General features: G+C 72.0%; 25 protein-coding genes. 13 read left to right on the top strand and 12 right to left on the bottom strand.

Annotated features, from left to right (window positions below):
• Nucleotides 1-2: 2 nt before the first annotated feature.
• The 4 genes from AB0E88_RS19365 to AB0E88_RS19350 form a co-directional block, all read right to left on the bottom strand.
• Complete coding sequence (locus tag AB0E88_RS19365) at nt 3-341, bottom strand: DUF3817 domain-containing protein (RefSeq protein ID WP_361631822.1); 339 nt, start codon at nt 339-341, stop codon at nt 3-5.
• Nucleotides 342-398: 57 nt separating this feature from the next.
• Entirely contained in the window at nt 399-908 is a 510-nt protein-coding gene (locus AB0E88_RS19360; RefSeq protein WP_361631820.1) for a MarR family transcriptional regulator, read from the bottom strand.
• Between the two features lie 183 nt (nt 909-1,091).
• Nucleotides 1,092-1,388, bottom strand: coding sequence for an MTH1187 family thiamine-binding protein (locus tag AB0E88_RS19355; RefSeq protein ID WP_361631818.1), 297 nt, complete (start codon nt 1,386-1,388; stop codon nt 1,092-1,094).
• Entirely contained in the window at nt 1,385-1,729 is a 345-nt protein-coding gene (locus AB0E88_RS19350) for a DUF3817 domain-containing protein (protein ID WP_361631816.1), read from the bottom strand. The genes AB0E88_RS19355 and AB0E88_RS19350 overlap by 4 nt, the downstream gene beginning before the upstream one ends.
• A gap of 157 nt (nt 1,730-1,886) precedes the next feature.
• Between AB0E88_RS19350 and AB0E88_RS19345 the strand changes: the two genes are divergently transcribed.
• The 4 genes from AB0E88_RS19345 (at nt 1,887) to AB0E88_RS19330 (ending at nt 4,534) form a co-directional block, all read left to right on the top strand.
• On the top strand, nt 1,887-2,519 hold the full coding sequence (locus tag AB0E88_RS19345) for an AIM24 family protein (RefSeq protein WP_361631906.1): 633 nt from the start codon (nt 1,887-1,889) through the stop codon (nt 2,517-2,519).
• A gap of 1 nt (nt 2,520) precedes the next feature.
• Entirely contained in the window at nt 2,521-3,171 is a 651-nt protein-coding gene (locus tag AB0E88_RS19340; RefSeq protein WP_361631814.1) for an AIM24 family protein, read from the top strand.
• A complete protein-coding gene (locus AB0E88_RS19335) occupies nt 3,168-3,965 on the top strand; it encodes an AIM24 family protein (protein ID WP_361631812.1) in 798 nt (265 codons plus the stop codon). The genes AB0E88_RS19340 and AB0E88_RS19335 overlap by 4 nt, the downstream gene beginning before the upstream one ends.
• A gap of 92 nt (nt 3,966-4,057) precedes the next feature.
• The gene (locus AB0E88_RS19330; RefSeq protein ID WP_361631810.1) at nt 4,058-4,534 is read left to right on the top strand and encodes a MarR family transcriptional regulator; all 477 of its coding nucleotides are present in this window, start codon (nt 4,058-4,060) and stop codon (nt 4,532-4,534) included.
• A 174-nt stretch (nt 4,535-4,708) separates the two neighbouring features.
• On the opposite strand, the gene meaB is transcribed toward AB0E88_RS19330, so the two are convergent.
• Together meaB and AB0E88_RS19320 are read right to left on the bottom strand one after the other, a co-directional pair.
• The gene (meaB, locus tag AB0E88_RS19325; RefSeq protein WP_361631808.1) at nt 4,709-5,665 is read right to left on the bottom strand and encodes a methylmalonyl Co-A mutase-associated GTPase MeaB; all 957 of its coding nucleotides are present in this window, start codon (nt 5,663-5,665) and stop codon (nt 4,709-4,711) included.
• A gap of 43 nt (nt 5,666-5,708) precedes the next feature.
• Entirely contained in the window at nt 5,709-6,908 is a 1,200-nt protein-coding gene (locus AB0E88_RS19320; protein WP_361631806.1) for an acetyl-CoA C-acetyltransferase, read from the bottom strand.
• Between the two features lie 150 nt (nt 6,909-7,058).
• On the opposite strand from AB0E88_RS19320, the gene mce reads away from it, so the two are divergent.
• The 7 genes from mce (at nt 7,059) to AB0E88_RS19285 (ending at nt 17,264) form a co-directional block, all read left to right on the top strand.
• The gene (gene mce, locus AB0E88_RS19315) at nt 7,059-7,499 is read left to right on the top strand and encodes a methylmalonyl-CoA epimerase (protein WP_361631804.1); all 441 of its coding nucleotides are present in this window, start codon (nt 7,059-7,061) and stop codon (nt 7,497-7,499) included.
• Nucleotides 7,500-7,678: 179 nt separating this feature from the next.
• Complete coding sequence (gene scy / locus AB0E88_RS19310) at nt 7,679-11,965, top strand: polarized growth protein Scy (protein WP_361631802.1); 4,287 nt, start codon at nt 7,679-7,681, stop codon at nt 11,963-11,965.
• Nucleotides 11,966-12,205: 240 nt separating this feature from the next.
• Complete coding sequence (locus AB0E88_RS19305; protein WP_361631800.1) at nt 12,206-13,141, top strand: cellulose-binding protein; 936 nt, start codon at nt 12,206-12,208, stop codon at nt 13,139-13,141.
• 94 nt (nt 13,142-13,235) lie between these two features.
• Entirely contained in the window at nt 13,236-14,195 is a 960-nt protein-coding gene (locus AB0E88_RS19300) for an ABC transporter ATP-binding protein (RefSeq protein ID WP_361631798.1), read from the top strand.
• Nucleotides 14,196-14,198: 3 nt separating this feature from the next.
• Nucleotides 14,199-14,969: an ABC transporter permease gene (locus AB0E88_RS19295; protein WP_361631796.1), complete on the top strand. Its 771-nt coding sequence runs from the start codon at nt 14,199-14,201 to the stop codon at nt 14,967-14,969.
• 142 nt (nt 14,970-15,111) lie between these two features.
• Nucleotides 15,112-16,404, top strand: a complete 1,293-nt coding sequence (locus AB0E88_RS19290) for an ABC transporter ATP-binding protein (RefSeq protein ID WP_361631794.1) — start codon at nt 15,112-15,114, stop codon at nt 16,402-16,404.
• Nucleotides 16,401-17,264, top strand: coding sequence for an ABC transporter permease (locus AB0E88_RS19285; protein ID WP_361631792.1), 864 nt, complete (start codon nt 16,401-16,403; stop codon nt 17,262-17,264). The genes AB0E88_RS19290 and AB0E88_RS19285 overlap by 4 nt, the downstream gene beginning before the upstream one ends.
• Before the next feature lie 75 nt (nt 17,265-17,339).
• On the opposite strand, the gene AB0E88_RS19280 is transcribed toward AB0E88_RS19285, so the two are convergent.
• Entirely contained in the window at nt 17,340-17,672 is a 333-nt protein-coding gene (locus tag AB0E88_RS19280) for an ATP/GTP-binding protein (RefSeq protein ID WP_361631790.1), read from the bottom strand.
• Between the two features lie 243 nt (nt 17,673-17,915).
• Between AB0E88_RS19280 and AB0E88_RS19275 the strand changes: the two genes are divergently transcribed.
• The gene (locus tag AB0E88_RS19275; protein WP_361631788.1) at nt 17,916-18,944 is read left to right on the top strand and encodes an LLM class flavin-dependent oxidoreductase; all 1,029 of its coding nucleotides are present in this window, start codon (nt 17,916-17,918) and stop codon (nt 18,942-18,944) included.
• A gap of 81 nt (nt 18,945-19,025) precedes the next feature.
• On the opposite strand, the gene AB0E88_RS19270 is transcribed toward AB0E88_RS19275, so the two are convergent.
• The gene (locus AB0E88_RS19270; protein ID WP_361631786.1) at nt 19,026-19,418 is read right to left on the bottom strand and encodes an SCO5389 family protein; all 393 of its coding nucleotides are present in this window, start codon (nt 19,416-19,418) and stop codon (nt 19,026-19,028) included.
• Between the two features lie 275 nt (nt 19,419-19,693).
• Here AB0E88_RS19270 and nucS point away from each other — a divergent pair, with 275 nt between their 5' ends.
• Nucleotides 19,694-20,365 (top strand): endonuclease NucS, encoded by a 672-nt coding sequence (gene nucS / locus AB0E88_RS19265; protein WP_361631784.1) that lies wholly within the window; start codon nt 19,694-19,696, stop codon nt 20,363-20,365.
• Nucleotides 20,366-20,430: 65 nt separating this feature from the next.
• On the opposite strand, the gene AB0E88_RS19260 is transcribed toward nucS, so the two are convergent.
• The 4 genes from AB0E88_RS19260 to AB0E88_RS19245 form a co-directional block, all read right to left on the bottom strand.
• Nucleotides 20,431-22,965 (bottom strand): ATP-binding protein, encoded by a 2,535-nt coding sequence (locus AB0E88_RS19260; RefSeq protein ID WP_361631782.1) that lies wholly within the window; start codon nt 22,963-22,965, stop codon nt 20,431-20,433.
• Nucleotides 22,966-23,314: 349 nt separating this feature from the next.
• Entirely contained in the window at nt 23,315-23,638 is a 324-nt protein-coding gene (locus AB0E88_RS19255) for an STAS domain-containing protein (protein ID WP_361631780.1), read from the bottom strand.
• Nucleotides 23,639-23,784: 146 nt separating this feature from the next.
• On the bottom strand, nt 23,785-24,633 hold the full coding sequence (locus tag AB0E88_RS19250) for a 3-hydroxyacyl-CoA dehydrogenase family protein (RefSeq protein WP_361631778.1): 849 nt from the start codon (nt 24,631-24,633) through the stop codon (nt 23,785-23,787).
• 661 nt (nt 24,634-25,294) lie between these two features.
• Nucleotides 25,295-25,933, bottom strand: a complete 639-nt coding sequence (locus AB0E88_RS19245) for a helix-turn-helix domain-containing protein (RefSeq protein WP_361631776.1) — start codon at nt 25,931-25,933, stop codon at nt 25,295-25,297.
• Nucleotides 25,934-25,971 lie beyond the last annotated feature (38 nt).

The following is a 25,971-nucleotide window of genomic DNA, read 5'->3' as shown; positions in this document are numbered from 1 at the left end:
CGTTACGCCTTGGCGACCGCGGGGGCCGGGCCGGCGACCTTGGCCTCCAGCTCCCGGCTGACCTTGCGCTCGACGAAGAACGCGGCCGTCGGGATGGTGCCGGCGATCAGCACCCACAGCTGCTTGCCGACCGGCCACTTCGCCTTGGAACCGAGGTCGAACGCGAAGATCAGGTAGATGACGTACAGCCAGCCGTGCGCGATGCCGACGACCCGGACGAAGCTGTCGGCCCCGTCCATGTGGATCCCGTACTTGGCGACGCAGCCGAGGGTCAGCAGGACCAGCAGCACGCCGGTGACGTAGGCCATGACGCGGTAGCGGGTCAGCACGCTCTTCTTCATGGCTTCGAGCGTAACCGTCCGTTGTGGGAGATCTTGCCCGGGGTCAGGTGCCCCGTGTCACTCGCCCTCGAAGTCCTTCGCCGCGATCCGCAGCGGGCGCAGCAGGGCGAAGATCTCGCCGCACTCCTCCGCGTCGTACGCGCCGAGACCGAAGTCCATCGCCATGAGGTCGCGGGTGGCGGCCTCGACGACCTCGCGGCCCTTGGCGGTGATGGAGGCGAGGGTGCCACGGCCGTCGTTGGGATTGGGCCGCTTGGCCACCAGACCCGACCTGACCAGGCGGTCCACCGTGTTCGTCACCGACGTGGGGTGCACCATGAGACGCTCGCCGATCTTGGACATCGGCAGCTCGCCCTCCTTGGAGAAGGTGAGCAGCACCAGCGCCTCGTAGCGCGCGAACGTCAGCCCGTACGGCTTGACCACCGCGTCCACCTCGGCGAGCAGGATCTGGTGCGCGCGCATGATGGACGTGATCGCGGCCATGGCCGGCACGTTGCCCCAGCGCTGCTTCCACAGCTCGTCGGCGCGGGCGATGGGGTCGAACGGGAGGCTGAGAGGCTTGGGCACGTCATCAGACCCTACCCGTCGGTCATATGGCGGTCAGCTCTGTCTCGCCTTTCGGTCGTCCGCCGCCCCGGGCGCCCGCCCGCGGGTCCGGCGCGCCCCGGCCGCCGGGCAGGACGCAGACCGCCGCCGGGGGACGCCGCACGGGCCCCGGAGACCGTCAGCGGCGGCAGCGGAGCGAGGGGGTCACCCCTCGGCCAGGTGCCGCTCTACGGTCTCCACCTTGGAGGTGAGGCCGTCGCTCACGCCGGGGCGGATGTCCGCCTTGAGGACCACGGAGACGCGCGGGGCGCGGGCCTCGACGGCGGCGACGGCGCGCTTGACGACGTCCATGACCTCGTCCCAGTCGCCCTCGATCGAGGTGAACATGGCGTCGGTGCGGTTGGGCAGCCCCGACTCGCGGACCACGCGGACCGCGTCGGCGACGTACTCCCCCACGTCCTCGCCGACGCCGAGGGGCGTCACGGAGAAGGCGACGATCATGCGTTCACCACGCCTTCCTGGCGCGCCCGGGCGGCGATGACGGCGTCCTCGGCCTCACGGCGCAGCTTGCGCTCGGCGAAGAAGCCGCCGGTGGGCAGGACCGAGAGCACGAAGTAGAGCGCGGCGGTCTTCAGCGGCCACTTGGCGCGTTTCCAGGCGTCCGCCCAGAAGAGCACGTACAGGACGAACAGCACGCCGTGGACCATGCCCATGACCGGCACCGCGTCGAAGTCCGTGGTCCGCTTCAGCACCGAGCAGACGAGCAGGATCAGGAAGGACACGGCCTCGGGTGCGGAGACCAGGCGGAGGCGGCGGAGGGCGGTGGCGGTCTTGATGTCCACGGGTCACCTTTTGTCGGGAGTTGCGGCTGCCGTTTGTGAACGCACGCACAAGCGTTCCCCCATTGTGGCAAACCGCGCCCGTAGGGGTCCGCTCAGGGTCGCTCTCCCCCCACGGGCTCTGTCCCGTCCGTCCGCCCGCTACTTTCCTCGCGTGGCGATGTTCCGACTGCAAGGCAGCAAGGTGCTCGCCGTCGACATGACCGGGGACGCCGTGAAGGCGAAGAACGGCTCGATGGTCGCGTACGACGGGCAGATGGCGTTCAAGAAGCTCTCGGGGGGCGGTGAGGGTCTGCGGGGCATGGTGACCCGGCGGCTCACCGGTGAGCAGATGACGGTGATGGAGGTGAGGGGGCAGGGGACCTGCTGGTTCGCCGACCGGGCGTCGGAGATCAACCTGGTGACCCTCCAGGGGGACACGCTGTACGTCGAGTCGAGCAATCTGCTCGCCACCGACGCGGGCCTGCGGACGGGCACGACGTTCACGGGGCTGCGCGGGGCCTCGCAGGGCAACGGGCTGTTCACGACCACGGTCGAGGGGCGCGGGCAGGCGGCGATCACCTCCGACGGCCCGGCGGTGGTGCTGCGGGTGTCGCCGCAGTACCCGCTGAGCGTCGACCCGGGCGCCTACGTCGCCCACCAGGGCAACCTGCGCCAGTCCTTCCAGTCCGGTGTGACGTTCCGCACGCTGATGGGCGAGGGCGGCGGTGAGGCCTTCCAGATCCGCTTCGAGGGGGACGGCCTGGTGTACGTGCAGCCGAGCGAGCGCAACACGATCGCGGGGGACGTCTGAGATGGCCTTCCGTGAGATCAACTCCAAGATGGTCGAGGCGACCGTGGTGCCCGGGCAGCGGCTGTACAGCCAGCGCGGCGCGATGCTCGCCTACCGGGGCGACGTGAGCTTCACGCCCAACGTCCAGGGCGGCCAGGGCGGGGTCATGTCGATGATCGGGCGGCGGATCGCGAACGAGGCGACCCCGCTGATGACCGTGGAGGGCAGCGGCACCGTGCTCTTCGGGCACGGCGGCCACCACGTCCAGATCATCCGCCTGACCGGCGACACGCTGTACGTCGAGGCCGACCGGCTGCTCGCCTTCGAGGGCACCCTGAGACAGGGCACGGTGTTCCTGGGGGCGCAGGGCGGCGTCATGGGCATGGTCCGGGGCCAGGTCAGCGGCCAGGGGCTGTTCACCACGACCCTCGAGGGACACGGCGCGGTCGCCGTGATGGCGCACGGCGGCGTCTTCGAGATCCCGATCACCCCGCAGCGGCCCGTGCACGTGGACCCGCAGGCCTACGTCGCCCACCACGGCGACGTACGCAACAAGCTGTCCACCGCCCTCGGCTGGCGGGACATGGTGGGCCGCGGCTCCGGCGAGGCGTTCCAGCTGGAGCTGAGCGGCAGCGGTGCGGTCTACGTCCAGGCCTCGGAGGAGAAGCTGTGAGCACCCCCTACGGCGCAGGGCCGGTCGTGCACGACCCCTCGACCCTGCCCGCCGACGACAACGTCAACGCGTACACCTTCTGCGTGGAGCTCAAGGGGAGCCCGTGGTTCCTGCAGAAGGGGAAGATGATCGCCTACTACGGGGCGATCGAGTTCAACGGCGTCGGGCACGGCCGGCTGGACCGTCTGGTGCGTACGTCGTTCCATTCGCCTCTGCACGCGAGCGACTGGGTGGTGGCCGGGGGCTCGGGCAAGATGCTGCTCGCCGACCGGGCCTTCGATGTCAATTCCTACGACCTGGATGACGGCAATCTGACCATTCGCTCCGGCAACCTGCTCGCTTTTCAGCCAACTCTGTCGCTCAAGCAGTCGATCGTGCCGGGCTTTCTGACGCTGATCGGAACCGGAAAGTTCGTGGCCGCATCTAACGGGCCGGTGGTGTTCATGGAACCCCCGATCCGGGTGGACCCGCAGGCGCTCGTCGGGTGGGCCGACTGCCCGTCCCCGTGCCATCACTACGACCACGGGTATCTGACGGGTGTATGGGGCGGTCTACGTGCGATGACGGGCCTCGGCGGGGTGTCCGGAGAGGAGCATCAGTTCGAGTTCGTGGGCGCCGGCACGGTCCTTCTGCAGTCGACCGAGACACTCATGGCCGAGCAGGCCACGGGGGCGGTTCCAGCGGAACCCGGGGTACCCGGGGGAGGCGGGGCGCACGGTCCGGCCGGAGGGCAGTCCGGGGCACCGCGCCTTCCCGGACAGCTGGGCGACCTCCAGCGTCGCTTCGGGCTGTGAGCGGTAGTCTGCGGAGTGTGACGTCGAACGCGTGCGCACTGTCACACCACCCTCAGTAGTTCGCCTTTCAACTTCTTAGGTAGACTTCATTCATGGAGACCGAGACGGCCACGCGATGGCTGACGGATGCGGAGCAGTGTGCCTGGCGTACCCATCTGGAGGTCAACAGGCTGCTGACGTACCAGCTCGAAAAGGATCTGCAGCCGTTCGGCCTGACGATGAACGACTACGAGATCCTGGTGAATCTCTCCGAGTCGGAGGACCGGCGGATGCGGATGAGTGACCTCGCCTCCGCCACGCTCCAGTCCAAGAGCCGGCTCTCCCACCAGATCACGCGCATGGAGAACGCCGACCTCGTACGGCGGGAGAACTGCGAGTCCGACCGGCGCGGGCTGTACGCCGTGCTCACCGAGCACGGCATGGAGACGATGAAGAAGGTCGCACCCCACCACGTGGACTCGGTGCGCCGCCACTTCATCGACCTGCTGTCGCCGGAGGCGCTGACGGAACTGGACAAGTCCCTCAGGCCCATCGCCGACCACTTGCGAACGCAACGCGGCCGCCCCTGAGCGAACGCAGGACGGGCTGGTCGCGAGGGTTCGGCCGCAAGGGTTTCCCGAGCGCCCCGAAAGGGGCGCGCGGCTGCATCGATGTGCGGCTCCGCCGCCTGGGCGCGACCAGCCCCCACTCAGCCGAACCCGCCGAACGACGGAGCCGGCCGAGCTGGTGGGCGGCCCCCGGTGTCAGCCCTCGGTGAGACCCGCGACCAGCTCGTCCGCCGCCCGGTAGGGATCCAGCTCCCCGGCGACGATGCGCTCCGCGAGGGTCGGCAGGTGGCTGTCCCCGTGCAGGTCACCGATCCGCTCGCGCAGCGCCGTGACCGCGATGGCCTCGACCTCGCGGGCCGCACGGGCCCGGCGGCGCTCCGCGAGCACCCCGTGCTCCTCCATCCACGCGCGGTGCTTCTCCAGGGCCTCCACGACCTCGTCGACGCCCTCGGCGCGCGCGGCCACCGTCTTGACGATCGGCGGGCGCCAGTCCCCCGGCCCGCGGGCCTCCCCGAGGCCCAGCATGTGGTTCAGCTCCCGCGCGGTGGCGTCCGCGCCGTCCCGGTCCGCCTTGTTGACGACGTACACGTCGCCGATCTCCAGGATTCCGGCCTTCGCCGCCTGGATGCCGTCGCCCATGCCCGGGGCGAGCAGGACGACGGAGGTGTCGGCCTGGGAGGCGATCTCCACCTCCGACTGGCCCACGCCGACCGTCTCCACCAGGATCACGTCGCAGCCCGCCGCGTCGAGGACGCGGATGGCCTGCGGCGCGGCCCAGGCGAGGCCGCCCAGGTGACCGCGGGTGGCCATGGAGCGGATGTAGACACCGGGGTCGGAGGCGTGGTCCGACATCCGCACCCGGTCACCGAGGAGGGCGCCGCCCGAGAAGGGCGAGGAGGGGTCGACGGCCAGGACGCCGACCCGCTTGCCCTGCTTGCGGTACGCCGTGACCAGCGCGGAGGTGGAGGTGGACTTGCCGACGCCGGGCGAGCCCGTGAGGCCGACGACGTAGGCGTTGCCGGTCAGCGGGGCCAGCGCCGCCATGACCTCCCTGAGCTGCGGGGACGCCCCCTCCACCAGGGAGATCAGCCGGGCCACGGCACGCGGCCGGCCTTCCCTGGCCTGGGCCACCAGCGAGGAGACGTCCTGCATCACAGCTCCGTTCAGATCAGGATCGTACGAATATACGGACTGCTCAGGCCTTGGGTACCCGCACGATCAGCGCGTCACCCTGGCCGCCACCGCCGCACAGCGCGGCCGCGCCGACCCCGCCGCCCCGGCGCTTGAGCTCCAGCGCCAGATGCAGCACCAGGCGGGCACCGGACATGCCGATCGGGTGGCCGAGGGCGATCGCGCCGCCGTTGACGTTCACCTTTTCCGTGGACACCCCGAGGTCCTTCATTGACTGCACGGCGACCGCCGCGAAGGCCTCGTTGATCTCGATGAGGTCGAGGTCGGAGACCTCCAGGCCCTCCTTCTTCAGGGCGTGCGCGATCGCGTTCGACGGCTGCGACTGCAACGAGTTGTCCGGGCCGGCGACGTTGCCGTGGGCGCCGATCTCGGCGATCCAGTCCAGACCCAGCTCCTCGGCCTTGGCCTTGCTCATCACGACCACGGCGGCCGCGCCGTCGGAGATCTGCGAGGAGGTGCCGGCCGTGATCGTGCCGTCCTTGGAGAACGCCGGGCGCAGCTTGCCGAGGGACTCGGCCGTGGTGTCGGCGCGGATGCCCTCGTCCTTGCTGAACAGGACCGGGTCACCCTTGCGCTGCGGGATCTCCACCGGGGTGATCTCGGCCTCGAAGACGCCGTTCTTCTGCGCGGCGGCCGCCCGCTGGTGGGACAGGGCGGCGATCTCGTCCTGCTCGGCGCGGCCGATGCCGAGGCGGGTGTTGTGCTTCTCGGTGGACTCGCCCATGGGGATGTTCTCCCACGGGTCGGTCAGGCCGTCGTAGGCCATCGCGTCCAGCATCTGCACCGCGCCGTACTTGAAGCCGTCGCGGGACTTCGGCAGCAGGTGGGGGGCGTTGGTCATGGACTCCTGGCCGCCCGCGACGACGATGTCGAACTCGCCGGCCCGGATCAGCTGGTCCGCGAGCGCGATGGCGTCGAGGCCGGACAGACACACCTTGTTGATGGTGAGCGCCGGGACGTTCATGGGGATGCCCGCCTTGACGGCCGCCTGGCGCGCCGGGATCTGGCCCGCGCCGGCCTGGAGCACCTGGCCCATGATCACGTACTGCACCTGGTCGCCGCCGATCCCCGCGCGGTCGAGGGCGGCCTTGATCGCGAAGCCGCCGAGGTCGGCTCCGGAGAAGGACTTCAGAGAGCCCAGCAGCCGCCCCATGGGCGTCCGCGCGCCCGAGACGATCACCGAGCTGTTCGTTGCAGTTGCCATGAGCTGCGATCCCCTTACCGGCCTGCACGACCGAGGAGTGAACGAGGGTTTACTTCGAATGTACTGAGTGGCACTCCGTGCCGTCACCGGGCCGCCGGTGTGATCGCGCGCACGTTGCGTAACCACCCGGCACGCGCTCCACTGACAAGCATGCTGACGCGAATCGACCACATCGGGATCGCCTGCCACGACCTCGACGCCACCGTCGAGTTCTACCGGGCCACGTACGGCTTCGAGGTGTTCCACACCGAGGTCAACGAGGAGCAGGGCGTGCGCGAGGCCATGCTCAAGATCAACGAGACGTCCGACGGGGGTGCCTCCTACCTCCAGCTGCTCGAACCGACCCGCGAGGACTCCGCGGTCGGCAAGTGGCTCGCGAAGAACGGCGAGGGCGTCCACCACATCGCCTTCGGCACCGCGGACGTGGACGCCGACGCCGAGGCCGTCCGCGGCAAGGGCGTCCGCGTGCTCTACGACGAGCCGCGCATCGGCTCCATGGGCTCGCGGATCACCTTCCTGCACCCCAAGGACTGCCATGGCGTCCTGACAGAACTGGTCACTTCGGCCCCCGTTGAGTCGGACGAGCACTGACCCTCGTACATAAGGGCCGGTAGGGTTGGGTGCGGTCGCCGCCCAACCCTGCGGTGGCCGGGTCCCTCCGTCACCGGGGGGACCGATCCGGGGTCCGGTTCAGGGGGGCGAGCGACGGGGCAGCAGCCCATGCTCCGCCGTTGATCTGACACCATTCACCCGGGGGCCCCGTTCGGCGGATGGACGGTGCTCGTTGGAGAGACTTGCGACCAGGGGACGGATGGGACCGCGCAGTGCGGGGCTACGAGAGCCAGGAGCGGGAGCCGGCGGCTGACGTCGACCACCTCACTCGGTTCGAAGCCGAGATGAAACGGCTGAAGACCGAGCGGGAAAAGGCGATCCAGCACGCCGAGGACCTCGGCTACCAGGTCGAGGTGCTGCGCGCCAAGCTGCACGAGGCGCGCCGCACCATCATGTCCCGGCCCGCCTTCGACGGCGGGGACATCGGCTACCAGGCCGAGCAGTTGCTGCGCCAGGCCCAGCTGCAGGCCGACCAGATCCGCGCCGACGCCGAGCGCGAGCTGAGCCAGGCCCGCGCCCAGACCCAGCGCATCCTCCAGGAGCACGCCGAGCAGGCCGCGCGGCTGCAGGCCGAGCTGCACCAGGAGGCGGTGACCCGGCGCCAGCAGCTCGACCAGGAGCTGGCCGAACGCCGGGCGACGGTCGAGTCGCACGTCAACGAGAACGTCGCCTGGGCCGAACAGCTGCGCGCCCGCACCGAGGCGCAGGCCCGCCGGCTCATGGAGGAGTCCCGCGCCGAGGCCGAACAGGCCCTGGCCAGTGCCCGCGCGGAGGCCGAGCGGCTGACCGCCGAGGCCCGCCAGCGGCTCACCAGTGAGGCCGAGTCGGCCCGCGCCGAGGCCGAGCAGCTCCTGCGCCGGGCCCGCGCGGACGCCGAGCGGCTGCTCAACGCCGCCTCCACCCAGGCCCAGGAGGCCACCGACCACGCCGAGCAGCTGCGTACCTCCACCGCCAGCGAGTCGGAGGCCGCGCGCCGTCAGGCGCAGGAGCTGAGCCGTACGGCGGAAGCCCGCATCGCCGAGGCCGACACCGCGCTGCGCGAGGCCCGCGCCCAGGCGGAGAAGCTGGTCGCCGAGGCCAAGGAGGCCGCCGCGAAGGCGCTGGCGAGCGCCGAGGCCGCCAACGAGACCCGCACGCGCACCGCCAAGGAGCAGGTCGCCCGGCTGGTCGGCGAGGCCACCAAGGAGGCCGAGTCCACCAAGGAGGAGGCCGAGCAGCTGCTCGCCGACGCCCGCGCCGAGGCCGAGAAGCTGCTCGCCGAGGCCGCGGAGAAGGCGCGCAGCGCCACCGCCGAGGAGGCCGCCACCCAGCTGTCGAAGGCGGCCAGGACCGCCGAGGACGTGCTCAACAAGGCGTCCGAGGACGCCAAGCAGACCCGCAAGGCCGCCGCCGAGGAGGCGGAGCGCATCCGCACCGAGGCCGAGGCCGAGGCGGACCGGCTGCGCGCCCGGGCGCACGAGATCGCCGAGCAGCTCAAGGGCGCGGCGAAGGACGACACCGAGGAGTACCGGGCCAAGACGGTCGAGCTGCAGGAGGAGGCGCGCCGGCTGCGCGGCGAGGCCGAGCAGCTGCGCGCCGACGCGGTCGCCGAGGGCGAGAAGATCCGCGCCCAGGCCCGCAAGGAGGCCGTCCAGCAGATCGACGAGGCGGCCAAGACCGCCGAGGAGCTGCTCGCCAAGGCCAAGGCGGACGCCGACGAGCTGCGCAAGACCGCGACCGCGGACAGCGAGAAGGTGCGCACCGAGGCCATCGAGCGGGCGACGAGCCTGCGCCGGCAGGCCGAGGAGACCCTGGAGCGCACCCGCGCGGAGGCCGAACAGCACCGTGCGGAGGCCGCCGAGCAGGCCGAGACGCTGAAGGCGGACGCCGAGCGGGCCGCGCGCGAGCTGCGCGAGGAGACCGAGCGGGCGCTGGCCGCCCGGCAGGCCGAGGCGGCCGAGGAGCTGACGCGTCTTCAGTCGGAGGCGCAGGAGCGGCTCGCCGCGGCCGAGCAGTCCCTCGCGGACGCCCGTGAGGAGGCCGCCCGCATCCGCCGGGAGGCCGCCGAGGAGAGCGAGCGGCTGCGCGGCGAGTCCGCGGAGCGGATCCGTACGCTCCAGCAGCAGGCCGAGGCCGAGGCCGAGCGGCTGCGCACCGAGGCCGCGGCGGACGCCTCCGCCTCCCGAGCCGAGGGTGAGGCCGTCGCCGTGCGGCTGCGCTCGGAGGCGGCGGCCGAGGCGGAGCGGCTGAAGTCGGAGGCGCAGGACAGCGCCGACCGGCTGCGCGCCGAGGCGCAGGCCGCGGCCGAGCGGCTGGCGGCGGAGGCGTCGGAGACGCTGGCCGCCGCGCAGGAGGAGGCGGCCCGCCGGCGCCGTGAGGCCGAGGAACTCCTCGGTTCGGCGCGCCAGGAGGCGGACCAGGAGCGTGAGCGGGCCCGCGCGCAGAGCGAGGAGCTGCTCGCGGCGGCCCGCACGCGCGTGGAGGAGGCGCAGACCGAGGCGACCCGTCTGGTCGAGGAGGCCGAGCGCCGCGCGGGCGAGATGGTGTCCGCGGCCGAGCAGCACGCGCAGCAGGTGCGGGACTCCGTGGCCGGGTTGCACGAGCAGGCGCAGGACGAGATCGCCGGGCTGCGCAGCGCCGCCGAGCACGCGGCGGAGCGCACCCGCAGGGAGGCCCAGGAGGAGGCCGACCGGGTCCGCACGGACGCCTACGCCGAGCGGGAGCGGGCGGGCGAGGACGCCGCGCGGCTGCGCCGCGAGGCCAACGAGGAGTCGCAGGCCGCGAAGGCGCTCGCCGAGCACACGGTGGCGGAGGCCGTCGCGGAGGCCGAGCGGATGCGTTCGGACGCCGCCGAGCACGCGCAGCGGGTGCGCACCGAGGCGTCGGAGACCATCGCGCAGGCCGACCAGCAGGCGGCGCGTACGCGGGCGGACGCCCGGGAGGACGCCAACCGCATCCGCTCGGACGCCGCGACGCAGGCCGACACCCTCATCAGCGAGGCCCGCGGCGAAGCCGAACGCCTCACCACCGAGACGGTCGCCGAGACCGACCGGCTGCGCACCGAGACCGTCGCGGAGGCCGAACGCGTCCGCACCGAGGCGCTCGAGGAGGCCGAGCGGGTCCGCACGCAGGGGCGGGAGGAGGCCGACCGGCTGCGCACCGAGGCCGCCGACATCCGGGCGCAGGCCGACCAGGACGCGACCCGTACGCGGGCGGACGCCCGGGAGGACGCCAACCGCATCCGCTCGGACGCCGCGACACAGGCCGACACCCTCATCAGCGAGGCCCGCGGCGAAGCCGAACGCCTCACCACCGAGACGGTCACCGAGACCGACCGGCTGCGCGCCGAGACCGTCGCCGAGACCGACCGGCTGCGCACCGAGACCGCCGCGGAGGCCGAACGCGTCCGCACCGAGGCGCTCGAGGAGGCCGAGCGGGTCCGCTCGGAGTCGGTCGCCACGGCGGAGAAGCTGGTCGGGGACGCCACGGCGGAGGCGGAGCGGCTGCGTGCCGAGGCCGCCGAGACGGTCGGCAGCGCCCAGCAGCACGCCGAGCGGATCCGCAGCGAGTCCGAGCGGGTCAAGGCGGAGGCGGCGAAGGAGGCCGAGCGGCTGGTCACGACCGCCCGCGAGGAGGCCGAGCGCACCCTGGACGAGGCCCGCAAGGACGCCAACAAGCGGCGCAGCGAGGCCGCCGAGCAGGTCGACAAGCTCATCACGGAGACCACGGCCGAGGCGGACAAGCTGCTCACCGAGGCGCAGCAGCAGGCGCTGAAGACGACCGCGGACGCCGAGTCTCAGGCGGACACGATGGTCGGCGCGGCCCGCAAGGAGGCCGAGCGGATCGTCTCCGAGTCGACCATCGAGGGCAACCAGATGGTGGAGAAGGCCCGTTCGGACGCGGACGAGCTGCTGGTCGGCGCGCGCCGGGACGCCACGCAGATAAGGGAGCGGGCGGAGGAGCTGCGCGACCGCATCACCTCCGAGATCGAGGAGCTGCACGAGCGGGCCCGCCGCGAGGCCGCCGAGACGATGAAGTCGACCGGCGACCGCTGCGACGCGCTCATCAAGGCCGCCGAGGAGCAGCTGGCCAAGGCGGAGGCGAAGGCCAAGGAGATCGTCTCGGAGGCCAACTCCGAGGCGGGCAAGGTCCGTATCGCCGCCGTGAAGAAGGCCGAGGGGCTGCTCAAGGAGGCCGAGCAGAAGAAGGCCAGGCTGGTCAAGGAGGCCGAGGAGCTCAAGGCCGAGGCGGTCCGCGAGGCGCGGCGCACGGTCGAGGAGGGCAAGCGCGAGCTGGAGGTCCTGGTGCGGCGTCGCGAGGACATCAACGCCGAGATCTCCCGCGTCCAGGACGTGCTGGAGGCGCTGGAGTCCTTCGAAGCCCCCTCACCTCCCAAGGACTCGGCGGTCAAGGCCGGTGCGACGGTCGGCGCCCCTCGTTCGGGTGGCAAGTCGTCGGACGGGTAGCGCCGGCGGGCGGCGACGGGCCAGTCTGAGCCAACGGCACGGAGGGGAAGCGGAAGTGACGCGGCGATGTCCGACGGTCCTGGGCTGGGCCTTTGACGGTGTCTTGGCAAGTGGTCCGCCGATCAGCCACCCAAAAGGGGTGTCATTCTCCAGATCAAACACGTATCCGCTCGATGACACGCCGTTCTGACCCCTAGGATTCCACCTATCACCTCACCGGTCTCATTCGACAGGAACCCCATGAGCGACACTTCCCCCTACGGCTTCGAGCTTGTGCGGCGTGGGTACGACCGCGCTCAGGTGGACGAACGTATCTCCAAGCTCGTCTCCGACCGTGACCAGGCCCTCTCCCGTATCACCGCTCTGGAGAAGCGCATCGAGGAGCTGCACCTCGAGACGCAGAACGCCCAGGCTCAGGTGACGGACGCCGAGCCGTCCTACGCCGGGCTCGGCGCGCGCGTCGAGAAGATCCTGCGCCTTGCCGAGGAAGAGGCCAAGGAGCTGCGCGAGGAGGCCCGGCGCGCCGCCGAGCAGCACCGCGACCTCGCCGAGTCGGCGGCCCAGCAGGTGCGCAACGACGCGGAGTCCTACGCCGCCGACCGCAAGGCGAAGGCCGAGGACGAGGGCGTCCGGATCGTCGAGAAGGCCAAGGCCGACGCGGCGCAGCTGCGCACCGAGGCGCAGAAGGACGCGCAGTCCAAGCGTGAGGAGGCGGACGCCCTCTTCGAGGAGACCCGCGCCAAGGCCGCGCAGGCCGCCGCCGACTTCGAGACGAACCTCGCCAAGCGCCGTGAGCAGTCCGAGCGCGACCTGGCCTCCCGTCAGGCCAAGGCCGAGAAGCGGCTCGCGGAGATCGAGCACCGCGCCGAGCAGCTGCGTCTGGAGGCGGAGAAGCTGCGCACGGACGCCGAGCGCCGCGCCCGCCAGACGGTGGAGACGGCTCAGCGCCAGGCCGAGGACATCGTGGCCGACGCCAACGCCAAGGCCGACCGCATCCGCTCGGAATCGGAGCGCGAGCTCGCGGCGCTCACCAACCGCCGCGACTCCATCAACGCCCAGCTGACGAACGTCCGCGAGATGCTCGCCACGCTGACCGGTGCGGCGGTCGCTGCCGCGGGCACGCCGGGCGACGACGAGCAGGTCTCTCGTGGGGTGCCGGCGCAGCAGTCGCGCTGACCGGTTCACAACGCCCGGGGTACGGCGTCCGAACGACTGAAGAAGCCCTCCGCCAGCACTGGCGGAGGGCTTCGTTCCGTCTTAGCGTGGCCGCATGATCGAGCTCGAGGGGCTGACCAAGCGGTACGGCGAGAAGGTGGCGGTGAACAATCTGAGCTTCACCGTCAGACCCGGCATCGTCACCGGCTTCCTCGGTCCCAACGGCGCGGGCAAGTCGACCACCATGCGGATGATCCTGGGCCTGGACCGGCCCACGGCCGGGGATGTGCGGATCGACGGCATCCACTACGACCAGCTGAAGGACCCGCTGACGTACATCGGCGCGCTGCTGGAGGCGAAGGCCTGGCACGGCGGGCGCAGCGCCTACAACCACCTGCTGTGCCTCGCGCAGAGCAACGGCATCCCCACCCGCCGGGTGCGCGAGGTGCTGGAGACGGTCGGTCTCACGGCGGTGGCGAAGAAGAAGACCAAGGGCTTCTCGCTCGGCATGGGGCAGCGGCTCGGCATCGCCGCCGCGCTGCTCGGCGATCCGCGGATCCTGATGTTCGACGAGCCGGTCAACGGCCTCGACCCGGAGGGCATCCACTGGATCCGCAACCTGATGAAGTCGCTGGCGGCGCAGGGGCGGACGGTGTTCGTCTCGTCCCATCTGATGAGCGAGATGGCGCTCACCGCGGACCATCTCGTCGTCATCGGACAGGGCCGGCTGCTGGCCGACACCTCGATGGCCGATTTCATCGCCCACAACTCCCGCGCCTTCGTACGGATCCGCACCCCGCAGCGCGAGCGGCTGCTGGACGTGCTGCACCAGGCGGGGATCACCGTCGTGGAGACCGGCAGCGGGGTGCTGGAGGTGGAGGGCGGCAAGAGCGAGCAGATCGGTGAGCTGGCGGCGCAGCACCAGATCGTGCTGCACGAGCTGAGCGGTCAGCAGGCCTCGCTGGAGGAGGCGTTCATGCAGCTGACCGCGCAGGCGGTGGAGTACCACGCACACGACGGCACACCCCCGGCGCCGCAGGAGCCGTGGGGCGCCGGCTGGCAGAAGGGGGACTGAGCCATGGCGGCGGTCCAGGTCATCCGCTCGGAGTGGACCAAGATCCGGTCGGTGGCGTCCACGGTCTGGACGCTCTCCCTCGCCGTGGTGGTCACCATCGCCCTCGGCATGCTGATCTCGGCGCTGTCGAAGAACGAGTTCGACAACATGAGCCGCAGCGACCGGCTCTCCTTCGACCCGACCTTCATCAGTTTCGCCGGGATGACCCTCGGCCAGCTCGCGATGATCGTGTTCGGGGTGCTGGTGGTGTCGAACGAGTACAGCACCGGCATGATCCGCACCTCGCTGGCCGCGGTGCCCCGGCGCGGCACGTTCCTGTTCAGCAAGGTGGCCGTCGCGACGGGGCTGGCGCTGGTGGTCGGCATGGCGACCAGCTTCGCCACGTTCTTCCTCGGGCAGGCGATGCTGGGTGAGCACCGGGCCTCGATCGGCGACCCCGGGGTGCTGCGCGCGGTGTTCGGCGGCGGGCTGTACATGACCCTGATCGCGATGTTCTCGATGGGCGTCGCCGCGATGCTGCGCTCGCCGATGCTGTCGCTCGGCATCCTGATGCCGTTCTTCTTCCTGATCTCGAACATCCTCGGCAACGTCAGCGCGACGAAGAAGATCGGCCGGTACCTGCCCGACCAGGCCGGCAGCAAGATCATGCAGGTGGTCACCCCGGTCGGCGACGACACCCCGTACGGCCCCTGGGGCGGCCTCGGGATCATGGTGGCGTGGGTGGCGGCGGTCCTGGCCGGCGGATACCTCCTGCTGAAGCGGCGCGACGCCTAGCCCCGGACCGGGACCCGGACCCGGACCGGCCCCGGCTCGGTCTTTGCCTTCTCTTGGGTGGAACCGTCAGCTCCTGGATATCCTCCTAACCCTTACGGGGGCGTGTGCCCCGCTGTCCTGAACCTTGCGATGGGTGCGGAGCATGATCGAAGCAGTCGGCCTGACAAAGCGCTACGGCGACAAGACCGCTGTGTACAACCTCTCCTTCCAGGTACGGCCCGGCGCCGTCACCGGCTTCCTCGGGCCGAACGGCTCGGGCAAGTCGACGACGATGCGGATGATCCTCGGCCTGGACAACCCCACCGCCGGGTCGGTCACGATCTGCGGCCACCCCTACCGCCGGCTGCCCAACGCGGCCCGCCAGGTCGGCGCCCTGCTGGACGCCAAGGCGGTGCACGGCGGCCGCTCCGCCCGCAGCCACCTGCTGAGCCTGGCGCAGTTGTCCGGCATCCCGGCCCGCCGCGTCGACGAGGTGCTCGGCGTGGTCGGCCTCCAGGACGTGGCCAAGCGGCGCTCCAAGGGCTTCTCGCTCGGCATGGGCCAGCGGCTCGGCATCGCCGCCGCGCTGCTCGGCGACCCGCAGGTGCTGCTCTTCGACGAGCCGGTCAACGGCCTCGACCCGGAGGGCATCCTGTGGGTGCGCAACCTGATGAAGGCGCTCGCCGCCGAGGGGCGCACGGTGTTCGTCTCCTCCCACCTGATGAGCGAGATGGCGCAGACCGCCGACCACCTCATCGTCATCGGGCGCGGTCAGCTGCTCGCCGACATGAGCGTGCAGGACTTCATCGCGGCGAACTCCGCCGGCTTCGCGCGGGTGCGCACCCCCGACAGCGAGCCGCAGCAGCGTGAGAAGCTCACGGCCGCGCTCACCGAGGCCGGCGGCCAGGTGCTGCCCGAGCAGGACGGCGCGCTGCGGGTGACGGGACTGGCGCTGCCGCGCATCTCCGACCTCGCCCACGAGCACGACGTACGCCTGTGGGAGCTGAGCCCGCACCAGGCCTCGCTGGAAGAGGCGTACATGCGGATGACGCAGACGGCCGTCGACTACCGCTCCACGATCGACCAGAAGGCCGCCTTCCAGCAGCCGCTGCCGCCGGGCGCCGAACCGCCGATGCCGGTGCCCGGGCAGGGCCAGCCCGGCTGGTACGCCCCGCCGCCGCCCCAGCAGGGCGGGCAGCCGTTCCCGCCGCCCCAGGGCGGCCCGGGCCCGTACGGCGCCCCGCAGGCACCCCACGCGGCTCCGTACGGCGCCCCGCAGGCACCGGGCGCGGCCCCGGTGAACCCGTACGCCCAGCAGGCCCCCGCCCAGCCGGTCGCCCCGCAGGCCCCCGCGCCGCAGGCCCCCGCCGGGGCCCCGGCGCCGCAGGCCCAGTCGCCCGCGTCCGCCGCATCCTCCGCCGAACCGACCACCGCCCAGTCCGAGGACGCCCGATGAGCTCGCCCCAGTTCCCGACGCCGCAGGCCGCGCCGACCTGGCAGCCGGCGCCCGGCGCCCCCGCCTACACCTCGCCGATCCCGGTCGTGCGCACGCACCTCGGGCACGCCGTCGCCTCCGAGTGGACCAAGCTGCGCTCGGTGCGCTCCACGCTGTGGACGCTCGGGGTGTTCGTGCTGCTCGTCGTCGGCATCGGCCTGATGACCGGCGCGCTCCTCGCGGCCAACGCCTCGCCGGAGGACCTGGCGAGCAGCAGCCCGCTGCCGTTCGGCCTGTTCGGGGTGTTGCTGGGCAGCGTCTGCGTCATCACCCTCGGGGTGCTGACCACGGCCTCCGAGTACGGCACCGGCATGATCCGCACCACGACGGTGGCCTGCCCGACGCGCGCCCGGGTGCTGACGGCGAAGGCGATCGTGCTGTTCACGGTGGTGTTCACGGTCACGCTGGTGTCGACCGCGTTCGTCTCGTTCGCGTTGACCGGCATCCTTTCCGACGCGAAGGAGGCGACCGGCGGGGAGTGGTTCAAGGCCACCGTCGGCGTCTCGCTCTACATGGCGCTGCTCGCCCTGTTCTCCCTGCTGATCGGCTCGATCATCCGGCACTCGGCCGGCGCCATCACGATCATGATCGGTCTGGTGCTGGCCCCGCTGGTGCTCGCGCTGTTCATGGTGACGGAGTCGCTGCAGAAGGTCCGCGAGTTCCTGTTCGACTACTCGATCCCGACCCAGCTCGGCGTGTTCTACACGACGTCCATCGGCGAGAACGGCCCCTCCGGCTGGGACCCGCTGTGGATCGCCCTCGTCGCGACGGCCGCCGCGTTCGCCGCCGCGTGGGCGCTGCTGGAGAAGCGGGACGTATAGGGGTGTAAGACGCGTAGGGGCTCAGGACGCCTGGAGGCACAGGAGGCGTGAGGGCGTACGACGTGTGAGGGCGTACTAGAACTTCGGCGCGTTCCGGGACCGCTGCACCCGCGTGGTGCGGCGGTCCCGCGCGTTCCAGCAGGCCTTGTGCCAGTGGCGGCGGTCGTCGACACCCGCGTGCTCGGGCCAGGCGACGACGTGCGGGACGCCGTCGGGGATCAGCTGGTCGCAGCCCGGGCAGCGGTAGCTCTTGCCCTGGGCGCTCGCACCCGCCACGTGCCGCACGCTCCAGTGCTCGCCCTGCCAGCTCACCGACGACTGCCAGCCGCCGTACCGGCTCGACTGGTCGTCCTCGGCGCTGCGGCCGGGCGAGCCGGAAGCCTTGGGGCGGTTGCGACGCGGGGACACGGAACACCTCACGGAGCTATACAGGGGGCACGGGCCGTTTCCAGCGTACGCGGCGCGCTCCGGGGTACTCCCCGCTCCGGGACGGGGGGAGCGCCTCGCCAAGTGCCCCTGCGGGGCCCGGCGTTCCCCGGGATTCTCCCGACAATCCGCAAATTACTCCGTCAGGCCGTGTCCTCGGCACGTGTCAGACGGTTATGCCGGGTGGGGGAGCTCCGCGTCGGAGCCGAGGAAGCAGGAAAAGCGATGCGCGTTGGAAGTTTCGTGTTGGCGGCCCAGTTCCCCGGCCAGGGCCCGGGAGAGGCGCTGCACCGCGCGGTCCGCTCCGCGGAGGTCGCCGAGGAGGCGGGGCTCGACACGGCCTGGCTGGCCGAGCACCACTTCGTGCCCTACGGCACGTGCCCGTCGGCCGTCACCCTGGCCGCGCTGCTGCTGGGCCGTACCCGCAGGCTGCGGGTGGGCACGGCGGTCAGCGTGCTGCCGACGGCGCATCCCGTCGCGCTCGGCGAGCAGGCCGCGCTGCTGCATCTGACGAGTGGCGGCCGGTTCTCGCTGGGCGTGGGCCGGGGCGGGCCGTGGGTGGACCTCGAGGTGTTCGGCTCGGGCCTCGGGGCGTACGAGCACGGCTTCCCGGAATCACTCGATCTGCTGACGCGCTGGCTGCGCGACGCGCGGGTGTCGGCGGACGGCGAGCGGTTCCGCTTCCGCGAGGTGTCCGTCGTACCGAGGCCGTCGGAGGCGCTCACGGACGACCCGGGCCCGGAGGTGATCGTGGCGTGCACCTCGCCGTCGAGCGTGCGGCTGGCGGCCGAGCGCGGACTGCCCATGCTGCTCGGGATGCACATCGGGGACGAGGAGAAGGCCGAGATGGTCGCCCTGTGGCGGCGGTCCGCTCGGGCGGCGGGCCGCGACGAGGACGAGATCCGGTCGGCCGCGCATGTCTCGGCCGGCGTCTGCCAGCTCGCCGACCGGCGCACGGACGCGGTGGAGACACTGACCAAGGCCATGCCGGGCTGGCTGAAGCAGGGGCTCGACGCCCATGTCACCGTCGACGGCAGGCAGCGGCGGATGCGGGACCCGCTGGCGTACACCGAGCTGCTGTGCGGGCTGCACCCGGTGGGCACGCCGCGGCTCGCCGTCGACCGGCTCACGGCGACCGGCGAGCGGACCGGTATCTCCCGGTTCGCCCTGCTGGTGGAGGGTTCGGGCGACCTCGCGGCGACGGAGGAGAACGTCCGGCGCCTGGGCGCCGAGGTACTCCCCCATCTGCCCTGAGAGCGTCCCGGGGAGCTTGCCGCTCCGGTTTCGATGTCTGCACCTCCCCGGGCGGAGCGGCAAGCGGGAGACCTCACCGCGTCAGCAGTCCCGCAGCTCCGGGGACTGGTTCAGCAGCTGGTTGCGGATCGAGGTGAAGCGCGCCAGCGTCTCGTCCACGGAGGAGTCGAGCGGGAACACCGCCACGCGGTGGCAGTTCTGGAAGGCCAGCCGCACACCGAAGTGCCGCTGCAGGGCACCGCGTATCGCGTCACTGGCGAGCGCGCGCAGCAGCTGGCCGCGTGCCTGCTCGTCCGGCGGGGGCGTCTGGTTGTCGGCGAACTCGCCGCCGTCCACCTTCAGCTGGGCCACCAGGGAGCTGATCATCTCCCATGCGTAGGGCAGGGAGGTCCGGACGCAGTCGACGAATGCTGCTTCGTCGACCTCGCCTCGCTCGGCCTGTTCGAGTAGGGCCGGTGAGACGTCGAGCGACATGGGTTCTCCTCTCGCACCCCCGCACAGCAGGGGTTGCCGGACACGGAAAGGGGAGCCCGCGATGCCGAAATACCGAACACGGTGAGTACACGCATAGCGACCTCCCGTTTTCTACGGTAGGCAACAGACCGTGACGGCACCAGGCGAATGGGCAGATAGGAACGCCCAGTTGGGCACACAATCGGCCAGTGTGGAACAGGCGGAATCAGGGAGATTAGGGGCGGCTCACCGGGCGAATCGCGTGCACGGGTGTCCGTCGAGTAGCGTTGCCGACCATGCGTCTCGTCATTGCCCGATGCTCCGTGGACTACGCCGGCCGGCTCACCGCCCACCTGCCCTCCGCGCCCCGACTGATCCTGGTCAAGGCGGACGGCAGCGTCTCCATCCATGCCGACGACCGGGCCTACAAGCCCCTGAACTGGATGTCGCCGCCGTGCACGCTGAAGGAGGGCACCGGCGAGGAGGAGGGCGTCTGGACCGTCGTCAACAAGGCGGGCGAGAAACTGATCATCACGATGGAGGAGATCCTCCACGACTCCTCGCACGAACTGGGTGTCGACCCCGGCCTGATCAAGGACGGCGTGGAAGCGCACCTCCAGGAACTGCTCGCCGACCGCATCGAGACCCTCGGCGAGGGCTACACGCTCATCCGGCGCGAGTACATGACCGCGATCGGCCCCGTGGACATCCTGTGCCGGGACGCCGAAGGCCGGACCGTCGCGGTGGAGATCAAGCGGCGCGGTGAGATCGACGGCGTCGAGCAGCTCACCCGCTACCTGGAGCTCCTCAACCGCGACCCGCATCTCGCACCGGTGCGCGGCATCTTCGCGGCGCAGGAGATCAAGCCGCAGGCCCGCGTCCTCGCCACGGACCGCGGCATCGGCTGCCAGGTCCTGGACTACAACGCCCTGCGCGGCATCGAGGACGACAAGCTCCGGCTGTTCTGAGCGACGTCACACCGTACGGAAGGGCCGGCCCCGGTCGAGGGGCCGGCCCTTCGCCGTACGCGGAGTCAGATCACCGACTCCGTGCTGCTCGCCGTGCCGCTCTGCGGCGCGCTCGCCGAGCTGCTGGATCCCGCCGGGGCACTGGAGGAGGCGGGGCCGCTCGCGGTGTTGGAGGTGGAAGGGGACGACGTGTCGGTCGGCGACGTGGACGGTCCCGTCGTCTCCGTTTCGGTGGGCGAGGGAGACGACGAAGTGGGCGTCGAGGGCTTCGGGGACGTCGTCGGCTTCGACGAGGTCTTCGTCGTCGGCGGGTTCGTCGCCGGTTCCGACGGCTGCGTGGGGGCCCCTCCCCCCGTCTGCTGCGTCCCCGTCGGCCGGTCCGACGGTCCCGCCGCCGTGGTCGGCGTCGGGTCGTCCGCCGTGCCGTAGGTGCCGTCGGGGCCCGGGTCCGTGGGGCGGGCGGCCGGGGTGCCGGTGGCGCCGCGGGGGTCGTCGCCGTTCTTCTGCGGAGCGTCGGCGCCCAGAGTGCCGTCGTCGAGGTCCTGGCCGGCGGACGGGGTGACGCCGACCTGGTCGGACGGGGTGTGCGCGTCGTTGTCGGAAGTGGCGCCCAGCGTCACGACCGTACCGAGCACGGCGACGAGCAGCGCCCCGGCGCCGGCCGCGACGAGATTGCGGCGGGCCAGGCCCCTGATGCCGCCGCGCCGCCCCGCCGCGGGGCCGTGGGGAGCGGGAGCGGCCTGGTGGGCGACGACGGTGACGCCGTCGTCCGGGGCGGGCCGGGGCAGCGGCGGAATCGGCGCGAGCACACCGGCCGCCGGGGAGGCGGACTCCTCGGAGCGGGCGGCCGCCACCTCCTCCCCCGCCGTCACCGGGAGGCCCGGCACATCACCCGCGCGGTCGGCGACGAGAGCGAGAGCGCGGCGGCCCGCGACCGTCCCGCGCTTGTCGGAGACCGCGCCGCGCAGCCCGACGGACGCCTCGAGTTCGGCACGGGCCCGGTCGAGCCGGCCGGCGCACAGCGCGAGGACGCCCAGTTCGTGGTGGAAGTAGGCCTGTTCGGCGACCTCTCCCGCGAGCCGCGACGCCTCGGCGCCCGCGCGCAGGGCCCGCTCCCAGGCGCCCCACTGAAGGCCCGCGGCGAACGCGGGCGCGGCGGCGCGGGCGAGCGCGACGGCCGTGTGCTCGCCGTCCTCCTCGTCGGGCCCCGCGGAGACGAGCGGTGTGAGGGCGGCGAGAACGGCGTCGGCCTCGGCGCAGACCCGTTCGGGGGTGACCGAGGGATGCCCGGCCCACCAGGTGTAGTGCCGGGCGGCGGTACGGGCCTGCTCGGTGGCGTCGTCGGCGTATCCGGCGGCCTCCAGCTGGGTCTGGACGCCGGCGGCGAGCCGGTAGCGGGAGCCGACCGGGGAGACCAGTCCGCAGGCGGCGAGTTCGCCGAGCGCGGCGTCGGCGTGGGTGTCGCCGACGAGGGCGGGCAGGTGCGCCTGGTGCGGCACCTCGCCGCCGAGGGCGACGGCGAAGCGCAGGGTGGCGCGGGCGGACGCGCTGAGGCGGGACGCGAGCAGCGGGGCGGGCGCCGCGGCCTCGCCGAGAGCGGGCAGCGGTACGTCCTCGTCCGGTTCGTCCGGCACGGGGGCGTCGAGGGGCACCGCGTCCTCGAAGACGCCGTACTCGTCGACCGCGTCGACGCCGGCGCGCAGCCGGTCGCGCTGCCGCAGCAGGGCGCCCGCCTGGACGAACCTCAGCGGCAGGCCCTCGGACTCGAACCACAGGTCGCCCGCCCAGTTGGCCTCGTCCTCGGTGAGGACGCGGCCGAGGGACTGCTCGATGAGCTCGACGCCGCCGGCCCGGTCGAGTCCGCCGAGGAAGACCTCCTCGACGGCGGAGCCGGCGGACGGTGCGGCGACGTCGGGGGTGGCGGCGAACAGCCAGGCGCACTCGGGGGTGGCGTCGAGCAGCTCGTCGAGCGCCGCCCCGCCGAACTCCAGGTCGTCGAGGACGACGACGGCGCCGATGTCACGGACGCACTCCAGCAGTTCCTCGCGGGCCGGGCGGTGGCGGGGCGCGCTGTGCACGGTGTGCAGGAGGTCGTGCAGCAGATCGTCGGCGGTGCGGTGGAAGCCGTTCAGGCGGACGACACCGTCGGGGGCGAGGTCCGCGCAGTCCTCGGCGGCCAGGTCGAGGAGGCTGGTGCGGCCGGAACCGGCGGGGCCGGTGAGGCGTACGGAGCGGCCGCGGGCCAGGAGGCGGACCAGGCGCTCGCGTTCCTCGTCGCGGCCCAGCAGCGGCAGCGCGGGCCGGGCGGGTCCGGGCGGGACGGGTGGCGCGGCGGCGCGGTCGGCGTCCGCGCGGTCGGCGGCGCTGCGCCGGGTGGGGCGTTCGGGGAGTCCGGCGGGCGGGCAGGGTTCTATCTCGCTGCCGTCGACGGGGTTGACGGTGAGCAGGAGGTCCCCGGAGACGACCTGGACCATGCGGGCCTGCGCGGGCCCGTGCTGGCCGAGGTCGGGTGTGAGGGGGTCCCTGGACGGGCGCGGGCGCGGCGCGTGGCCGTCATCCTCGCGGCCGTGCTCCTCGGGCCCCCGGGTGTTCGGGTCCATAGGTTTCAAGCCCCCCAAAAGCGTCGTGTGGCGGTAGCCCCTCCCGGCCTTGCTGCACACTGCGCTGTCGCTTCTGGTCCGGTGCCCGGTCGAGGGTTGCGGGCGGCGGGCAGACGAACCGTAAACCTTCGCTCAGTATCTCCGACAGCCCGGGGTACCGCGCCGCCCGAGACGTCACAGTCCGGTGAGGATTGGGCGCGTGGGGCGTTTCGCCGGGTCTCGGCCGTGCGCCGGGTGCCCCCGGGCGCCGGGGTCACACCCGTGGGAACAGATCTTCGCGGTCACACCCGTGGGAACGGATCGCGGTCACAGCCGCGGGAGCTACCCGGGGCGGGGGTCCGCGACGGGGCTACACCCGGGGCAGGGAGTCCACGGCGAGGCCGCCTTCGATGGCGAGGATGCGGTGCAGCCGGGTCGCCACCAGCAGGCGCTGCATCTGCGGCGGTACGCCGCGCAGCACCAGGCGGCGGCCGCAGCGGCCGGCCCGGCGGTGGACACCCATGATGACGCCGAGCCCGGTGGCGTCCCAGGAGTCCAGTTCTGACAGGTCGAGCACGAGGTCGCCGACGCCGTCGTCGACCGCCGCGTGCAGGACCGTACGGGCGTCCGCCGCGCTGCGGACGTCGAGGCGGCCCCCGACGACCAGCTCGACGTGGTCGCCCCTGATGTGCATATGCGCTCCTCGGGTGAGTGCGGTGGCTACTCCATGACGTGGGTGTGCCAGGTCTGACTGCGCCGGTGGCGGTGCGGTTGCTGGCTGTGAGCGAACCGATACCTGATTCACCCCGGAGAGTGACCTCTCCGGGGTGAGTGCGGTGATCAGTACGTGTAGAAGCCCTGCCCGCTCTTGCGCCCGATGTCACCGGCGTCCACCATCCGGCGCATCAGCTCCGGCGGGGCGAACTTCTCGTCCTGGGACTCGGTGTAGATGTTGCTGGTGGCGTGCAGCAGGATGTCGACCCCGGTGAGGTCGGCGGTGGCGAGGGGGCCCATGGCGTGGCCGAAGCCCAGCTTGCAGGCGATGTCGATGTCCTCGGCGGTGGCGACACCGGACTCGTACAACTTGGTGGCCTCGACGACGAGCGCGGAGATCAGACGGGTCGTCACGAACCCGGCGACGTCCCGGTTGACGACGATGCAGGTCTTGCCGACGGACTCGGCGAACTCGCGGGCGGTGGCGAGGGTTTCGTCGCTGGTCTTGTAGCCGCGGACCAGCTCGACGAGCTGCATCATCGGCACCGGCGAGAAGAAGTGCACGCCGACGACCCGCTCGGGGCGCTCGGTGGCCGCGGCGATCTTGGTGATCGGGATGGCGGAGGTGTTGGAGGCGAGGACGGCCTCCGGGCGCACGATCTTGTCGAGGGCGCGGAAGATCTCGTGCTTGACCTCGAGCTTCTCGAAGACGGCCTCGACGACGAGGTCGGCGTCGGCCGCGGCGTCCAGATCGGTGGTCGGCGTGATGCGGGCGAGGGCGGCCTCGGCGTCCTGTGCGGCGAGCTTGCCCTTGCTCACGAACTTGTCGTACGACGCCTTGATGCCGTCGGTGCCGCGGGTGAGTGCCTCGTCGGTGACGTCGCGCAGGACGACGTCCCAGCCCGCCTGCGCGGAGACCTGGGCGATGCCGGACCCCATGAGACCGGCCCCGATGACGGCGAGCTTCCGTGCCACTGTGCGACTCCCCTGATACGCGCTGTCGTCAGGCCCCGGCGTCCCGTCCCCTCGTCCGCTCGGAGGGTGCGCCCGGCACCTCGGGACGGAACTCACCGAGGCGCCACCGGGCAGGGGGAGGGTCGCGCAGGGGCCAACTTCTCTCCGGCGGACACTAGCGCCCGTGAGGGGCGGCGCGGCGGAGTTAGTAACGCGTTTCACGTCTCACGGGGTGAGACGCCGGTCACGTCGGAACGTGCGGGGGATGTGACGCCGTGTCGGGGGAACGGCCGGGCGGCAGCCGAGAGCCGGCCGCCACGGGTGTGAGGCGCCGACGGGCCGGGGCTCAGTGATCTTGACTGCGGGGCCACCTCTTGCCACCGTCCGCACGGACAACGCCGACCGGATCGAGTTCCCCGTCGGCGCCGCCGAGTTCCCGGCCGGTGTCCACGGCACACCATCGACGCGCCGGGCACGCCCGAAGAACCCTCCCTGACCGGCCGTCAAGGCGGCCGGCTGCCGGAGGGGTCGCCGGAGCCGGGCTCGAACGCCGTACCGAGTTCGTACCGCGCCATCCCGAGGAGCCACGCCAGTCCGGCAGGTATGACCGCCGGTCCCGAGATCGCCCCGGCGGCCCATCGCGACCGTCGGCGCAGCCGCCTCGCAGGCCCCTGTGGACGGGTCAGCCCTCGCGGACCGCGTACCCCAGCACCCGCTCGCTCAGCAACTCCTCGACCTCGTCGAGGAGCTGAAGTGTTTCCCGGGACACCTCCGCCGGCGTCCGCCCCTTGAGCATCTCGCGGCCGATCGCGGCGAACACCGTCTCGTAGATCCAGCAGATCTGGCCGGCCATCAGGTCCGGCAGTGCGTCGCCGTCGGCGGCGCCGGTCTCCTCGGCCAGCGCCGCCCGCAGATTGTCGTGGCTCTCCTGCTGAAGGCTCCACAGCCGGGACCGCAGCGTCGGCGCCTCCTGGATGACGCGCATGAAGCGGCTGTAGCCCTCCATCAGGCCGACGCGCGGTGAGACGGCCTCGACCTCCTCGCGCAGCTCCCGCAGGACGGCGCGGGCGGCGGACTCCCCCGTGTCGCGGCCCCGGACCCAGCGGGCCAGCCGGTCGACGACGCCGGCCGAGCGGTCGAGGAACAGGTCCTCCTTGGCGGGGAAGTAGTTGTAGACGGTGTTGACGGAGACGTCCGCCGCGTCCGCGATCTCCGCGACCGTCACCGCGTCGAAGCCGCGCTCCAGGAACAGCCCCGTGGCCACATCGGAGATGTACTGCCGGGTCTGCCGCTTCTTCCGCTCCCTGAGCCCCTCTGCCATGCCCTCATCCTAGCTTCGCTGGGTTCACACAATTTTTG

It is taken from the genome of Streptomyces sp. NPDC028635, assembly GCF_040637635.1.
Lineage (GTDB): Bacteria > Actinomycetota > Actinomycetes > Streptomycetales > Streptomycetaceae > Streptomyces.
The sequence above is the reverse complement of the archived record's forward strand: the minus strand, read 5'-3'. Positions and strand labels throughout refer to the sequence as shown.